This window comes from Actinophytocola xinjiangensis, assembly GCF_001921215.1.
In the GTDB taxonomy this organism is placed as follows: Bacteria; Actinomycetota; Actinomycetes; order Mycobacteriales; family Pseudonocardiaceae; genus Actinophytocola; species Actinophytocola xinjiangensis.
On the sequence record NZ_MSIF01000007.1, the window covers coordinates 94,068 to 108,003 of the forward strand.

The following is a 13,936-nucleotide window of genomic DNA, read 5'->3' on the forward strand; positions in this document are numbered from 1 at the left end:
CATTCAGGCACCTGCCTTGAGCGTCGCGAGGATCGCACTCGCGAACTCCTTGGTCCGCTCACACACCACTCCCCCTTTGGGCCCACCGTTCTCGCTCGCGCGAAACGTCAACGTGTCCGACACCCCCACGGTGACCGTGCAGTCGCCTTCTGGGGGTGCCTCCGCCGATGTTTCGTTGAACACCGCCGGATAGCCGTCGACGGTCGTCTCGATGAAGTACTCGAACCGATCCCTACCGCGATAGGTGTCCGACAGGCCGTGCTTGTTGCTGGGCAGGAACCCCATGCCAACGACGCTGCGCGACGGGATGTCCTCCCGGAACCACTGGCAACCAGGGTCGTTCTCCCAGATCGGCCCGGTCGTTCTCGGCGTGCCCGGCTCCAGGATGGTGAGCTCGGCCATCTGCGGCTGAGTCAGGACCTTGCAGGGGTTTCCCAGGAACCCGCTCACCTCCAGGGGCTTCAGTACCGGTGGCGCGCCGTACATCTCCAGCGTCGACGCGGAGCGATACGGCGTCCCGCTGATCGTCGACGTGCAGCCGGCCGAGACGAGCGTCACCGCCAGGACACCGACCAGCAGTGTCCGCATCACTTCTCCCCGGCGTGGCGGACATCGGCCGCGGCGTCCTCGTCCGCCGCCAGGTAGTCGTCCCGGGAGGCCTCAAGTTCGATGACGTAGCTGGCCGCGTACTCGGCCATCGCCCGACAGTGGCTGATGGCGTTTCTCAACGAGGCGATCGCCACCTGCGCCTGGAACGTGCTCATCAGGTCGTCACTGGGCGGTTCGATCACGTTCAACGCCTGACGGATCTCGTCCGCTCTCAGTCTGATTCGATCACGTACGGTCTGCCACTCGGCTATGATCGAATCGAGTTCTTCGAGGTTGGCGACGATGGAGGGGGCGGGTGACGTGCCCGCGCTGCCTGTGCTCATCAATTCCACGTTCGTTCTCCCCCAAGGGACGTGGTCAAGCCAGCTCAACACCATACACTAAGTAACGGTGTCGACACTCTCTGATTGGGAAATCTAGAAATCTGAGAAATTCGGAGCGGGAGGGCGGACGTGCGGCGGTTCTGGGGTGTTGTGGTGTTACTGGTGGCGCTGGTGGGGTGTTCGGAAACCACCGGGGGGTCGGCGGAGCGGACCGCCGCGCCGACCGGGGCGGCCGACCTGCTGGCGCCGATCGACCTGGCCAGGGTGGTGCCGGCGCCCGGCGAGGGGACCACGGCGCTGCCGGATTCCGAGGGTCAGACCCTGCACGTCGAGGAGCCGTTCCTGACCATCACCCGCCTGGAGGGCGCGACGGTCGAGCAGCAGCAGACGACCTGGGGCCTGAACATCACGATGACCCCGGAGGACGGGGACGTGTTCGCCGAGTGGACCGGCGCGCACACCGGTGAGCAGGTCGCGATGATCGTCGACGGGCAGATCGTGTCGGCGCCGATGATCCAGGGCGCCATCCCCGGCGGGAAGGTCAGTATTTCCGGGCAGTACAGCCAGAGTGAGGCCCAGGCGTTGCTGCACCAGATCACCGGGCGGTGAGACCCGCCGGTCGGCCGTGGCCGACCGGCGAACTCGTCATCAGTTGGTCTTCAGGAACCGCTGCCAGGTACCCGGGGCGAAGTTGAGCGTGCCACCGGTCCGGTTCTTGGTGTCCCGCACCAAGATCTCCTCAGCGGCCCGACCGACCTCCACACAGTTGCTGCCGTTACCCCCACTGCGGCTGGACTTGCGCCAACTCACGACGCGATCCGTTGCTTCCATTGCCGCACACCTTCCTCGATCATTTCCTTGGACTCACGGCCGGACAGTGCCTCGGTCCGGATCGTGTCGAACACTACCTTCACCATCTCCACCATGGCCGCGTCCTGCACGGTCTGACCGTCTAGCACCGTATCCAGATACGCGACCGTCGGTTGCAAGGCCAGTTCCGCGATGACGAACGAACCCAGCAGCGCGGTGTGTGCGCGGCCGGCGGAGAGCACTTGGATGGTAACCCTCGGCCGGTAAGCGAACTCTGCCAGCTTTGCCAGTTGTTCCGCCATTACCTCGGGGCCACCGATCTCGCGATGCAGCACCTGTTCGTCAACAACCGCCCAAAGCCAAGGTGGCTCCTCGGTTTCCAGCACTAGTTGGCGCTTCAGTTTCGCAGCCACCCGCGCGCTCACCTCTTCCTCGGCCAACCCTGGATACGCCTCCACCAATGTCCGGGCGTAGTCCTCGGTCTGCAACAGCCCAGGAATAATCGTGTGTTCGAACGTCTTGAGCGTGCGAGCGTCTGCCTCGGCGGATATGAACGGACGGAAGCCTGGCGAGATCGGCGCCGCACGAATCCTGGCCTCCAAGCGGCGAAGTATCCCTGCCGTGTCCAATGCCTTGTCCAGCAACTCCGCCTGTTCCCGGGTCGGCACGCGATACGCGGACTCGATGTTCTTCACCGTGGACTGACTGAACCCGATCCGTCTGGCAAGTTCGTCCTGAGTGAGACCGTGCTTATCCCGCAGAGCACGCACCTCCTCGGCGATCAACTGCCGCTCCACCTCGCCGCCAAACCCTACTGGCATCGCACTCCTCCGTTGCCATCGCACGAAAGTCACGTTAACGACCGGTTGGCCACGATGTCCGTTAGCGGGCTGCGCACGACCGGTCGCAGTGAGCATCATAATCCGCAGATTTCCGCAGAGAGGAGTCAGGGATGACTTTGACCATCGACGACGTGCAGACCGTGACAGAGGAAACGGAGCTGAAGTACGTGCTGCTGCTCGCCGGCCCCGTCTTCGGGACCGACGAGACCGTCACCACCCTCGACGTGACCGGCACCGGCAGCGTCGGCGAACTCACCGTCGGCCTACGGCCGTGGCTGCTCACGACCCTCCAGTCCAAGGAGCACGTCAACGGCTGGTACATCGGCTGCCTGGTCACCGTCGACGAGGAGGGGACCTACGACACCTACCTGTCCCTCGCCATGGAGAGCGCCCTGTGGTACTGGGACGAGGAGTGCGTGCCGGTGTCGCAGGCCCGGGAGATGATCTCCGCGACCGCTCAGGACTGAACTGTCACGACTGGTACGCCTCGATCGGGGGGCAGGAGCACACCAGGTTCCGGTCCCCCTTCGCACCGTCGATCCGGCGCACCGGCGGCCAGATCTTCGGACCGGCCGACCCCGTCGGGTACGCCGCCTCCTCGCGGCTGTACGGGTGGTCCCACTTGCCGGCGATCGACTCGGCCGTGTGCGGCGCGTTGTGCAACGGGTTGTCCTCGGCCGGCCAGTCGCCGGCACCCACCCGGTCGATCTCCCGCCGGATGGCGATCATGGCGTCACAGAACCGGTCCAGCTCCGCGACGTCCTCGCTCTCGGTCGGCTCCACCATCAGCGTGCCGGCCACCGGGAAGGACATCGTTGGCGCGTGCAGACCGTAGTCGGCCAGGCGCTTGGCCACGTCGTCGACCGTCACGCCGGTGGCCTTCGTGATGCCGCGCAGATCCAGGATGCACTCGTGGGCCACCCGGTCGTGGGCGCCGGTGTAGAGCACCGGGAAGTGCGCCGCCAGGCGCGCGGCCACGTAGTTCGCGGCGGCCACGGCCGTCATCGTGGCGCGCTTGAGACCGGGCGCGCCCATCATCCGCACGTACGCCCAGGAGATCGGCAGGATCGACGCGCTGCCCCACGGCGCCGCGCTGATCGGGCCGACGCCGGTCGCCGGGCCGGCGGTGGGCTGGAGCGGGTGGTTGGGCAGGAACGGGGCCAGGTGCGCGCGCACCCCGATCGGCCCGACCCCCGGGCCGCCGCCGCCGTGCGGGATGCAGAACGTCTTGTGCAGGTTCAGGTGCGACACGTCCGCGCCGAACTTCCCGAAGCGCGCCAGGCCGATCAGCGCGTTCAGGTTCGCACCGTCCACATAGACCTGACCGCCGGCCTCGTGCACCAGGTCGCACACCTCGCGCACGGTGTCCTCGTACACGCCGTGCGTCGACGGGTAGGTGATCATGATGCAGGCCAGGTCCGCGCGGTGCTCGTCCACAGTGGACCGCAGGTGGTCCAGGTCGACGTTCCCGTTGTCGTCACAGCGAACCACGACCACGCGCATGCCGGCCATCGCCGCGCTCGCCGCGTTCGTGCCGTGCGCGCTGGCGGGAATCAGACACACGTTGCGGGCCGCCTCGCCCCGGTCACGGTGGTAGGCGCGGATCGCCAGCAGCCCCGCGAACTCGCCCTGGCTACCGGCGTTCGGTTGCAGGCTCACCGCGTCGTAGCCGGTGACCTTCGCCAGCCAGTCCTCCAGGTCCGACACCACCCGCAGGATCCCCGCCGCGTCCGACACCGGCGCGAACGGGTGCAGCTCGGCGAACGCCGGCCAGGTGATCGGCTCCATCTCGGCCGTCGCGTTCAACTTCATCGTGCACGACCCCAGCGGGATCATGCTCCGGTCCAACGCCACGTCCTTGTCCGACAGCGCGCGCAGGTACCGCAGCAACGCCGTCTCCGACCGGTGCGTCGAGAACACCGGGTGCGTCAGGTACGCCGAGGTCCGCGCCAGCTCCGCCGGGAACGCGTCGGCCGTCGCCGCGTCCAGCGCGTCCACGTCACCGCCCACCCCGAACGCCGCCCACAGCCGGCGCACGTGCTCACGCGTCGTGGTCTCGTCACACGCCACGCTCACCCGGTCGGCCGACACCTCGCGGATGTTGATCCCCCGGTCCCGCGCCCCCGCCACGACCTCGGCGGCCCGGCCCGGCACGTCCACCGTGATCGTGTCGAAGAAGTGCTCGGTCGCCACCGCCACTCCCCCGGCCCGCAGCCCCGCAGCCAGCACCGCCGCCATCCGGTGCGCCCGCGTCCCGATCGCCCGCAGCCCCTCCGGGCCGTGGTACACCGCGTACATCGACGCCACGATCGCCAGCAGGACCTGCGCCGTGCAGATGTTGCTGGTCGCCTTCTCCCGGCGAATGTGCTGCTCACGGGTCTGCAACGCCAGCCGGTAGGCCCGGTTGCCGTCCGCGTCCACGCTCACCCCGACCAGCCGGCCCGGCAACTGCCGCTCCAGGCCCTGGCGCACCGCCAGGTACCCGGCGTGCGGGCCACCGAAGCCCATCGGCACCCCGAACCGCTGGGTGCTGCCGGCCACCACGTCCACCCCGATCTCCCCCGGCGCCCGCAGCAGCGTCAGAGCGAGAATGTCGGCCGCGACCACGACCTGTGCGCCCCGCTCGTGCGCCTGCTCGACCAGCGCCGCGTCGTCACGCACCGCACCCGAGGCACCCGGGTAGGACAGCAGGACCCCGAAGAACTCGCCCTCCGGCAGCCCCGCCGACAGGTCCACCACCTCGACCTCGATACCCAGCGGCTCCGCGCGGGTCTCGATCACCGCGATCGTCTGCGGGAACGTGTCCGCGTCCACCAGGAACCGGGCCGAGCGCGACCGGCCGGCGCGGCGGACCAGCGTCATCGCCTCCGCCGCCGCCGTCGACTCGTCCAGCATCGACGCGTTCGCCAGCTCCATGCCCGTCAGGTCGGCGACCATCGTCTGGAAGTTCAGCAGCGCCTCCAGCCGGCCCTGCGAGATCTCCGGCTGGTAGGGCGTGTACGCCGTGTACCAGGCCGGGCTCTCCAGCACGTTGCGGCGGATCACCGGCGGGGTCAGCGTCCCGTAGTAGCCCAGGCCGATCATCTGGGTGAGCGTGCGGTTACGCCCCGCCAGCTCCCGCAGCTCCGCCAACGCCTCGTGCTCGGCGGCGGCCGGCGGCAGATCGATCTCCCCGGCGTCCCGGATCGAGTCCGGGACGGCCTGGTCGACCAGCTCGTCCAGGGAGCCGACGCCGATCACGTCGAGCATCCTGGCCAGCTCGTTCGGGCGCGGTCCGATGTGCCGGTCGGCGAACGGGGTGCCCTGTTCCAGGGCGGCGAGCGGGATGCGGTCCATGGACGCCTCCGATGAGAGAGGTGGGCAGGTCGAACTACGGGGTCCTACCCTCCCCCTCTGTCCCCGCACGCGACGTGCGCCTGAGAGCTTCGTCCAACGGACTTGCACCTTCGGCGGGGTGGCGGCACCACCCGCTTTCCAGAGGCGTCTCTCCCGTGCGGTTCGGGTGCCTGAGAGGTTCCGGGGAGGATTTGCTCCTTCGGCGCCGGCACGGGTGCCGGACTCTCCCGCGCGGGATCTACGACTACCTGGGCAGCTTACTCCCGGGGGCTGGAGAACCGCCCGAAAGGCTCTGGTCAGCCGGCGTTGCGCGCCTTGCGCCGTGCCGTCAGCTCGTCGTCGTTCAACGGCTCGACGACCCCGCCGTCGGCCCGCTCGGCCGGGAACTCGTGGATCGTGCCGTTGATCTCCTGCATGGCGCCCGACACGGCGATACCGAACACGCCCTGACCGCCCTGGAGCAGGTCGACGATCTCCTCCGGCGACGTGCACTCGTAGACCGTCGTCCCGTCCGAGAACAGCGTGATCCTCGCCAGGTCACGCACCCCCCGGCGACGCAGGTGATCGACCGCCACCCGGATGTTCTGCAACGAGACACCCGTGTCCAACAGCCGCTTGACCACCTTCAGGACCAGGATGTCCTTGAACGAGTACAGCCGCTGCGAACCCGAGCCCTGGGCGCTGCGGATGGTCGGCGCGACCAGGCCGGTACGGGCCCAGTAGTCCAGCTGGCGGTAGGTGATACCGGCGATCTGACACGCGGCGGCGCCACGGTAGCCCACAAGCTCGTCGGGGGCCGCCTCGTCAGGGAACAGCTCCCCCTGGCCACCGGTGACAGCCTCGACGGGACCTTCCTCGACCACGCCTGCCTCCGCTCTCCAACCGCCCGCGAGTCGCGCGAGGGGATGGGGCACTCGCGATTCGCTCGCCTCGACGGTAAGTCGGGCGCGGGTGACGGTCAACGCGACGCGCGGGCGATCCGGGCCAAACCTCCGCATGGCGCAGCCTCGAACGGGCCGTCGTCGCAGGCGGTGACGTCGACGGTGACAGGCCGCCGATATCGGCCCGCTGGACCCGCTCAGGTGTCGGCGCCGCGGAAGTCCTCGGGAGAGACCGAGTCGAGGAACTCGCGGAACTTCTCCACCTCGTCCTCCTGCTCGTCCGGGATGATCAACCCGGCTTCCTGCAGGACGGAGTCCTCGGCGTGGATCGGGACACCGATCCGCAGGGCCAGCGCCACCGAGTCACTCGGCCTGGCCGAGACCCGGATGTCGCCGTCGAACACCAGCTCGGCGAAGAACGTGCCCTCCCGCAGGTCGGTGATCCGCACCTGCTCCAGCTCACGACCCAGCGCGCCGATCACGTCCTTGAGCAGATCGTGGGTCAGCGGACGGGCAGGCCGAACACCCTGCTGCTCCAGAGCGATCGCGGTGGCCTCCACCGAGCCGATCCAGATAGGGAGGTAACGCTCACCGTCGGTCTCGCGCAGCAACAAGATCGGTTGGTTGGCGGGTAGTTCCACCCGCACGCCCACGACGCGCATCTCGCTCATCGGGTTCGCCTCCCTTCGCTCGCCCAGCGAGGACACCCCTTGTTCGAGGATCGCTCATCGCTGGCCTCGACGCTACCCGCCATCCGGTTCCGATGCTCGTGTATCTACACCGCGATCCACGTCACGATGTGCGAACAGTGGGTAACGGGTGCTGTTCGGCGGGTTTCACCTTACCTGCTGGAAATCCGACGTAGGCCGGCCTTCACGAGCAGCGTGTGCAAACCGACCGACAGGGCCGCGAGATCACGGGTCGCCTCGTCCGCCCGACGCCGCGACTCGGGGTCCTGGTGGCGATACATCGGCGTGACAATCTGTTCCAGCAAACCGATCTCGCGGTCGGCCGAGGCGCGGAAGGCCCGCAGATGGCGCGGCTCGATCCCGTAGTTGGCCAGTGCCCTGGCCGTGCGCGCGATCTGCGCGGCCTCCGAGTCGTAGAGCCCGGCGGCGCCCGGACGGACCAACCCGTACTGCTCCAACTCGCGCAACGTCGGCTCGTCGATCTCCGCCTGCTCCAGGAACTCCTCCTGGGTCAGCCGGCGCAGCGGGCGCTCCACGAACTGCTCCGGACCAGGCAGCCGATCCGGCACCGGCGTCAACACCGGGCGGTCGTCCTCGGCGCGGTCCGCCGCCTCCAACTGCTCCTTGATCACCTTCAACGGAAGGTAGTGATCACGTTGCGCCGACAACACGAACCGCAGGCGGGCCACGTCGGCCTCGGTGAACTGGCGATAGCCCGAGGCGGCGCGCGCCGGCCGGACCAGACCCTCGGCCTCCAGGAACCGGATCTTGGAGATCGTGACGTCCGGGAAATCCGAACGAAGCCGGCTGAGCACCACACCGATGCTCAGGCCGGCACTCGTCTGCTCTCCGCGTGGCCGCCCGGCAGCAGTCACTCCCGCCCCCGCTTCGTGCCGCTTCCCGTACTCTCCGAGACTCGACTCAGGCGTTCGGGCCGGTGAGGAAGACCAGCCGGAACTTGCCGATCTGGACCTCGTCGCCGCCCGCGAGCACCGCCTGGTCGACCGGCTCACGGTTGACGTACGTGCCGTTGAGGCTGCCGACGTCGATCACCACGAACTCGCCGCCCTCGCGGCGGAACTCCGCGTGCCGACGCGAAACCGTGACGTCATCGAGGAAGATGTCGCTGTCCGGGTGGCGCCCGGCGCTGGTGGTGTCGCGGTCGAGCAGGAAACGCGAACCCGCGTTCGGGCCGCGCTTGACCACCAGCAACGCCGAACCGTTCGGCAGCGCGTCGACACCCGGCTCTGGCGCGGGAGCCGCGGGCGGTGCCTGCTGCTCCGACTCGGCGAGGAAGTCTGCCCGGAAGACCGAGGTCCGCTCCGGAGACTGCTCCGGCGGGACGCCGGGCCCGTCGTTGGTGCTCACCTGAGCTCTCCTCCTGCTGGTGCTGACTTCTACCTGTGTCAACGTACCGTGCGCGATCAGCAGGCCAGACGGTGACTCCCCCGCGCCGGGTCGGCTCAGTCGTTCTCGGTGAGCTTCTGGTAGGCCGCCGCGTCCAGCAGGCCGTCGAGTTGCCCCGCGTCGGTGACGGTCAACTCGAAGATCCAGCCGTCGCCGTACGGGTCACTGTTGATCAGCTCGGGGGTGTCGTTCAGGGCGGTGTTCACCGCCGTGACCTCACCGCCGACCGGCGCGAAGATCTCCGAGACGCTCTTGGTCGACTCGACCTCGCCGACCGGCTCGCCCTGGGAGTAGGTGCGCCCGGCCTCCGGCAGCTCCACGAACACCACGTCACCGAGCTGCTGCTGGGCGTAGTCGGTGATCCCGACGCGCACGCGGGTGGCGTCGGTGGTCAGCCACTCGTGCTCCTCGGTGTACTTGCGGTCCTCCGGTGTGGTCACAGCCGGTCCTCCACTTGTGCTGGTCTGCCGTGTTTGCGCGGCAGTTTAGATGGCGCCGGCCTGCCGCGAGCGCAGCGCGTTGCGTGTCTGGACGAGGTAGAGAATGCCCGACCAGACGAACAGGGCGCCGCCCCAGACGGCGAAGGCGTAGGCGACCGGGCGGATGAGCGTCGCGGCCGTCGACCCGCCCTGGGCCAGCAGCAGCAGCGGCATCGCGTACATCAGGTTGAAGGTCGCCGCCTTGCCGACGTAGGTGACCTCGGGGGTGGTGAACCCGTTACGCCCCAGCAACCAGATACAGACCCCCACCATCACGTCCCGCCCGACCAGAACCGCCGCGATCCACCACGGCACGATGTCGCGCACCACGAACGCGACGATCGTGGCCAGCGTGTAGAGGCGGTCGGCGGCCGGGTCGAGCATCGCGCCGAGCTTGCTGGCCTGGTCGAGCCAGCGGGCGATCTTGCCGTCGGCCCAGTCGGAGATGCCGCTGAAGACGAGGATCGCCAGCGCCCAGCCGTCGGCCTGCGGACCGAGCAGTAGCCACAGGAAAACCGGGACGCCGGCGAGCCGGATGACGCTGAGCAGGTTCGGGATGGTGAACAGCCTGTCCGGCAGTTCCTCCACGGCACGCTCCACCATGGCGATGACCCTATCCGGGCGGGCTCCGGACCTTGTCGGTGCAGGTCGGGCCCGGTGAACGTGCTCCACGACCCGCACCGGCGCGGACTCCCCGCGCCGTCACAGCTCGGCGCCGCGGGGACGCCGGCCACGTCGACGCGGGTCGGCGTCGCGAAGGGCCGGGTCAGGCGCGGTGGAGGCTCCAGCCGCGTCGGTGCAGGTCGGCATCGGTGAGGGCCTGCGGGCGGCCCCGGTCGTCGATGCCCATCCACAGGCCGGTCCAGCGGGCGCGGCCGGTGGTGGCCTCGCGGACGTAGCAGTGGCCACGGCTCCAGACCACGCTGAACGGTTCGGTCGGCAGGTCCTCGGTTCTCATCATGCGGACTCTCACAGGTCGGTCGGTGTTCTCCCCGCCTGATTCTGTCGGCAATCGATCTTGAATTGTTAACCCGCGCACCCGAAAGAGTCGGTTGTTCACATTAATGTCACTTGCGGTAACACTGTGTGTACTGTAGGCGGGTCACCCACGCAGGTCGGGGAAGTCCTCCTCGCGGTACTCGCCGGCGACCGGTGCCGACGGATCGGCATGGACCTCGTGCTCGCGCCCCCGCAGCTCGACCCGCCGGATCTTGCCGGAGATCGTCTTGGGCAGATCAGCGAACTCCAGTCGCCGGATCCGCTTGTACGGTGCGAGGTTCTCCCGGGCGAAGGCCAGGATCGACCGCGCTGTCCCAGCATCCGGTTCATGCCCGGCGGCCAGGACGACGTAGGCCTTCGGCACCGACAGCCGGATCGGGTCGGGCGAGGGCACCACGGCCGCCTCGGCGACGGCCTCGTGCTCGATCAGCACACTCTCCAGCTCGAAGGGCGAGATGCGGTAGTCGGAGGCCTTGAAGACGTCGTCGGCGCGGCCGACGTAGGTGATGTAGCCGTCCGCGTCACGGGAGCCGACGTCGCCGGTGTGGTAGAAGCCGTCGCGCATGACCTCGGCGGTGCGCTCGTCGTCGTCGGCGTAGCCGACCATCAGGCCGACCGGCCGCCGGCTGAGGTCCACACAGATCTCCCCCTCGTCGCTTGGCACGCCCGACGCGTCCACCAGCGCGATCCCGAACCCCGGCAGCGGCCGGCCCATGGACCCCGGCCGCACCTCCTGCCCCGGCGTGTTCGCCACGAGCACCGACGTCTCGGTCTGCCCGAACCCATCCCGAATCGTGACTTTCCACGCCCTGGAAACCTGCTCGATCACCTCGGGGTTGAGCGGCTCCCCCGCCCCCACGACCTTCCGGGGCGGCGTCCTGAGCTGGGTGAGATCAGCCTGGATGAGCATCCGCCACACCGTCGGCGGCGCACAGAACGAGGTGACCCCGCACCGGTCCATCCGGGCCATGAGACTGCCCGCGTCGAACCGCCCGTAGTTGACGATGAACACGGTGGCCTCGGCGTTCCAGGGCGCGAAGACGTTGCTCCAGGCATGCTTCGCCCAGCCGGGCGACGAGATGTTGAGATGCACGTCGCCGGGTTCGAGGCCGATCCAGTACATGGTCGAGAGGTGACCGACCGGGTAGGAGACGTGCGTGTGCTGCACGAGCTTCGGCGCGGCCGTCGTCCCGGAGGTGAAGTACAACAGGAAGGTGTCCGTGGCGGCCGTCGGCGCGTCCGCGGTGAACACCGTGTCCGCATCGTTGGAATCCGAGAACCGAAGCCAGCCTTCCCGCGCCTCCCCCACCGCGATCCGCGTGTAGTCCCCCGGGACGTCGTCGAACTTCGCGGTGTCCTCATCCCGCACGATAACGTGCGCCGCCCGCCCCCGATCGACCCGATCCCGCAGGTCAGCCGCCCCGAGCAGGGTCGAAGCGGGGATCAGGACAACCCCGAGCTTCATGGCCGCGAGGATCGTCTCCCAGAGTTCCCCCTGGTTGCCCAGCATGAGGATGAGCCGATCCCCCCGCCGGACGCCGTTGCTTCGCAACCAGTTCGCGACCTGGTTGGACCTACGGGACATCTCCGCGAACGTCCACCTGGCCTCCCGCCCGTCCTCCTCGACGATCCACAGCGCGAGGCGACTCGCCGTGGGCTCGGCGGCGGCGACCGCGTCGAACCAGTCGATCGCCCAGTTGAAGTGGGTGAGCGCGGGCCACTCGAACTCGGCGGCGGCCCGAAGGTAGTCATCACGCCGCTCAAGCAGGAAGTCCCGGGCGGCGCGGAAGGTGTCGGTCGGGCTGGTCATGCAACTCACTCTCCCGGGCGCGGAGTTCGGTAGCTGTCGATCATGACAGGAATTCGCGGGTACCGACGGCGATCATGTCGAAAGCCCGCACCTCGCGGAGGCCGGCCGACCATGTCGCTCCTGCCGTCGGTCCCGGAGCGTCCCGGTCACCTGCCGCGGAACTTGGGTTCGCGGCGTTCGAGGAAGGCGGCGGCGGCTTCGGCGAGGTCCTCGCTGGGGAGGAAGGCGGCGTTCCAGGCGGCGACGTAACGCAGGCCGTCGGCGACCTGCTGTTCGCGGCGGTGGCCGAGGACGTCCTTGACACCCTGGACGACCAGGGGCGGGTTCGCTGCGATCTCGGCGGCGAGGGTTCTGGCGGCGGCGAGCACGGCCACCTGGTCCGGGAACACCTCGTTGACCAGGCCGATCCGCTCGGCGCGGGCGGCGTCGACGTCGCGGCCGGTGAACGCCAGCTCGCGCAGGTGGCCCTCACCGACGATGGCGGCCAGGCGTTGCAGGCTCCCGAGGTCCGCGACGATCGCCACCTTCACCTCGCGCACGCTGAACTTCGCGTCCGCGCTGGCCAGCCGGATGTCGGCGGCGGCGATCACATCGACCCCGCCGCCGATGCACCACCCCGACACGGCGGCGACAACCGGTTTGCGACACTCTGCGACGGCGTTGACGGAGCGTTGGAGCTGGCGGATCTCGTCGAGGAAGCGGGTGCGGGGGGCGGCGAGCGCGTCGCCGGCGAGAAGGGGGGCCCAGGTGGGCATCATCGCGGGCAGGTCGAGGCCGTAGGAGAAGTTCGCGCCGCTGCCGGTGAGCACGATCGCACGGACGTCGTCGTCGGCGTCGAGAGCGGTGAAGACGAGGGGGAGTTCGCGCCAGAAGTCCGGACCCATGGCGTTGCCCTTGCCGGGTCCGAGCAACGTCACCTCGGCGATCTGGTCCGCGACGTCGACCGTCACCTTCATCGAGACAAGATCGTCCAGCTTCGTGGTCATGCGGCCCATCCTCACCCAGTCGGTACCGGGGCGGCCACTCCAGGGACCGAATTTTCCACACACGCAGTGTTGTCAAGCCGGTAGAAGAGTTCCCCCAATCGTGGCGGCCATCGTTTGGCACGCTGATCGACAGCGGGCGTCACCACCCGCTTCCCACCGTTAGGAGGCGCGGATGCCACGCGACGACGTGATGTCGACGCCCATCTTCGACGAACTGCTGCGCGAGATGGCTAAGCGGGCCGAGCCCGAAACGTCGGAAACGCCGGGGTCGTCGACGGCCTCGGAGGAGCCGGCGCGCCCCGTGCCCAGCCCACCCCCACGGCGGCGGCACCGGGCCGAGTGAGGTTGGTGGGTTGACGTTGGGCCAGTAGGCGCGCAGGGCATCGCCCCGTCCCGCGCCACGGGCCGGACCAGCGGGCGCATCGGCAGCTGTGCCGAACGCGGCGGCACCCGGCGGGTTCGGGAACGTGACATACGGCCGACCGCCGCCGCAGCCGAGCAGGACGGGGCGCCGCCGCAGTCGATCACGGCCGACCGCCGCAGCGCGAGCAGAGCCGACCGCCGCCGCAATCGAGCAGGGCGAGGCGCTGGCGCAGTCAAGCAAGGCGGGACGCTGCCGCAGCCGAGCACGGCCGACCGCCGCAGCAATCGGGCAAGGCGAGGCGCTGGCGCCCAGCGCTACCCGGTGAAGGGGCGCTGTCGCTGCTCTCTGGTGAAGGTCGGGCGGGTGGTCGCGGGTTGAGGGGCCGTCAGCGCCCGGGATCG

17 protein-coding genes and 1 riboswitch are annotated in these 13,936 nt (G+C 69.0%); of the genes, 3 read left to right on the top strand and 14 right to left on the bottom strand.

Translation table 11 applies throughout. The features are described 5' to 3' along the window. Positions 1-3: 3 nt before the first annotated feature. The gene (locus tag BLA60_RS16645) at positions 4-588 is read right to left on the bottom strand and encodes a DUF3558 domain-containing protein (protein WP_154814400.1); all 585 of its coding nucleotides are present in this window, start codon (positions 586-588) and stop codon (positions 4-6) included. Beyond that, positions 588-932 carry a hypothetical protein gene (locus BLA60_RS16650; RefSeq protein WP_154814401.1) on the bottom strand — a complete coding sequence of 115 codons (345 nt, stop codon included), beginning with the start codon at positions 930-932 and terminating at the stop codon, positions 588-590. The genes BLA60_RS16645 and BLA60_RS16650 overlap by 1 nt, the downstream gene beginning before the upstream one ends. 129 nt (positions 933-1,061) lie before the next feature. Here BLA60_RS16650 and BLA60_RS16655 point away from each other — a divergent pair, with 129 nt between their 5' ends. Next, positions 1,062-1,541, top strand: coding sequence for a SecDF P1 head subdomain-containing protein (locus BLA60_RS16655; protein WP_154814402.1), 480 nt, complete (start codon positions 1,062-1,064; stop codon positions 1,539-1,541). Positions 1,542-1,580: 39 nt separating this feature from the next. On the opposite strand, the gene BLA60_RS16660 is transcribed toward BLA60_RS16655, so the two are convergent. Together BLA60_RS16660 and BLA60_RS16665 are read right to left on the bottom strand one after the other, a co-directional pair. Continuing rightward, positions 1,581-1,742, bottom strand: a complete 162-nt coding sequence (locus BLA60_RS16660) for a DUF397 domain-containing protein (protein ID WP_342744748.1) — start codon at positions 1,740-1,742, stop codon at positions 1,581-1,583. Further along, positions 1,739-2,563: a helix-turn-helix domain-containing protein gene (locus tag BLA60_RS16665; protein WP_075133811.1), complete on the bottom strand. Its 825-nt coding sequence runs from the start codon at positions 2,561-2,563 to the stop codon at positions 1,739-1,741. Before BLA60_RS16665 ends, BLA60_RS16660 begins: the two co-directional genes overlap by 4 nt. Before the next feature lie 131 nt (positions 2,564-2,694). On the opposite strand from BLA60_RS16665, the gene BLA60_RS16670 reads away from it, so the two are divergent. Next, positions 2,695-3,051, top strand: a complete 357-nt coding sequence (locus tag BLA60_RS16670; protein WP_075133812.1) for a hypothetical protein — start codon at positions 2,695-2,697, stop codon at positions 3,049-3,051. A gap of 4 nt (positions 3,052-3,055) precedes the next feature. On the opposite strand, the gene gcvP is transcribed toward BLA60_RS16670, so the two are convergent. The 10 genes from gcvP to BLA60_RS16720 all read right to left on the bottom strand — a co-directional run bounded on the left by gcvP (position 3,056) and on the right by BLA60_RS16720 (position 13,171). Continuing rightward, positions 3,056-5,920 (bottom strand): aminomethyl-transferring glycine dehydrogenase, encoded by a 2,865-nt coding sequence (gene gcvP, locus BLA60_RS16675; protein WP_075133813.1) that lies wholly within the window; start codon positions 5,918-5,920, stop codon positions 3,056-3,058. Positions 5,921-6,068: 148 nt separating this feature from the next. Then, positions 6,069-6,160: riboswitch (glycine riboswitch) on the bottom strand. A 56-nt stretch (positions 6,161-6,216) separates the two neighbouring features. Continuing rightward, the gene (locus BLA60_RS16680) at positions 6,217-6,783 is read right to left on the bottom strand and encodes a MerR family transcriptional regulator (RefSeq protein WP_075133814.1); all 567 of its coding nucleotides are present in this window, start codon (positions 6,781-6,783) and stop codon (positions 6,217-6,219) included. A gap of 215 nt (positions 6,784-6,998) precedes the next feature. Next, on the bottom strand, positions 6,999-7,472 hold the full coding sequence (locus BLA60_RS16685) for a bifunctional nuclease family protein (protein WP_075134004.1): 474 nt from the start codon (positions 7,470-7,472) through the stop codon (positions 6,999-7,001). 170 nt (positions 7,473-7,642) lie between these two features. Then, a complete protein-coding gene (gene ftsR / locus BLA60_RS16690) occupies positions 7,643-8,365 on the bottom strand; it encodes a transcriptional regulator FtsR (RefSeq protein ID WP_075133815.1) in 723 nt (240 codons plus the stop codon). Positions 8,366-8,411: 46 nt separating this feature from the next. Continuing rightward, on the bottom strand, positions 8,412-8,858 hold the full coding sequence (gene garA, locus BLA60_RS16695; RefSeq protein ID WP_075133816.1) for a glycogen accumulation regulator GarA: 447 nt from the start codon (positions 8,856-8,858) through the stop codon (positions 8,412-8,414). A gap of 95 nt (positions 8,859-8,953) precedes the next feature. Next, on the bottom strand, positions 8,954-9,337 hold the full coding sequence (gene gcvH / locus BLA60_RS16700) for a glycine cleavage system protein GcvH (protein ID WP_075133817.1): 384 nt from the start codon (positions 9,335-9,337) through the stop codon (positions 8,954-8,956). 45 nt (positions 9,338-9,382) lie between these two features. Next, positions 9,383-9,979: a cardiolipin synthase ClsA gene (gene clsA / locus BLA60_RS16705; protein WP_075133818.1), complete on the bottom strand. Its 597-nt coding sequence runs from the start codon at positions 9,977-9,979 to the stop codon at positions 9,383-9,385. 163 nt (positions 9,980-10,142) lie between these two features. Further along, a complete protein-coding gene (locus BLA60_RS16710; protein WP_075134005.1) occupies positions 10,143-10,334 on the bottom strand; it encodes a hypothetical protein in 192 nt (63 codons plus the stop codon). Positions 10,335-10,478: 144 nt separating this feature from the next. Continuing rightward, positions 10,479-12,185, bottom strand: a complete 1,707-nt coding sequence (locus BLA60_RS16715) for an AMP-binding protein (protein ID WP_075133819.1) — start codon at positions 12,183-12,185, stop codon at positions 10,479-10,481. A 146-nt stretch (positions 12,186-12,331) separates the two neighbouring features. Beyond that, the gene (locus BLA60_RS16720; protein WP_245812018.1) at positions 12,332-13,171 is read right to left on the bottom strand and encodes a crotonase/enoyl-CoA hydratase family protein; all 840 of its coding nucleotides are present in this window, start codon (positions 13,169-13,171) and stop codon (positions 12,332-12,334) included. 172 nt (positions 13,172-13,343) lie between these two features. Between BLA60_RS16720 and BLA60_RS43310 the strand changes: the two genes are divergently transcribed. Then, entirely contained in the window at positions 13,344-13,514 is a 171-nt protein-coding gene (locus tag BLA60_RS43310) for a hypothetical protein (RefSeq protein WP_154814405.1), read from the top strand. Positions 13,515-13,936: the final 422 nt, after the last annotated feature.

Excerpts from the sequence above, each read along its gene's own strand:
- BLA60_RS16715 (WP_075133819.1), bottom strand. The coding sequence starts at position 12,185 with ATGACCAGCCCGACCGACACCTTCCGCGCCGCCCGGGACTTCCTGCTT.
- BLA60_RS16685 (WP_075134004.1), bottom strand. The coding sequence starts at position 7,472 with ATGAGCGAGATGCGCGTCGTGGGCGTGCGGGTGGAACTACCCGCCAAC.
- BLA60_RS16645 (WP_154814400.1), bottom strand. The coding sequence starts at position 588 with ATGCGGACACTGCTGGTCGGTGTCCTGGCGGTGACGCTCGTCTCGGCC.
- BLA60_RS16650 (WP_154814401.1), bottom strand. The coding sequence starts at position 932 with ATGAGCACAGGCAGCGCGGGCACGTCACCCGCCCCCTCCATCGTCGCC.
- gcvP (WP_075133813.1), bottom strand. The coding sequence starts at position 5,920 with ATGGACCGCATCCCGCTCGCCGCCCTGGAACAGGGCACCCCGTTCGCC.
- BLA60_RS16670 (WP_075133812.1), top strand. The coding sequence starts at position 2,695 with ATGACTTTGACCATCGACGACGTGCAGACCGTGACAGAGGAAACGGAG.
- BLA60_RS43310 (WP_154814405.1), top strand. The coding sequence starts at position 13,344 with ATGCCACGCGACGACGTGATGTCGACGCCCATCTTCGACGAACTGCTG.
- clsA (WP_075133818.1), bottom strand. The coding sequence starts at position 9,979 with ATGGTGGAGCGTGCCGTGGAGGAACTGCCGGACAGGCTGTTCACCATC.
- BLA60_RS16710 (WP_075134005.1), bottom strand. The coding sequence starts at position 10,334 with ATGAGAACCGAGGACCTGCCGACCGAACCGTTCAGCGTGGTCTGGAGC.
- BLA60_RS16720 (WP_245812018.1), bottom strand. The coding sequence starts at position 13,171 with ATGACCACGAAGCTGGACGATCTTGTCTCGATGAAGGTGACGGTCGAC.
- BLA60_RS16665 (WP_075133811.1), bottom strand. The coding sequence starts at position 2,563 with ATGCCAGTAGGGTTTGGCGGCGAGGTGGAGCGGCAGTTGATCGCCGAG.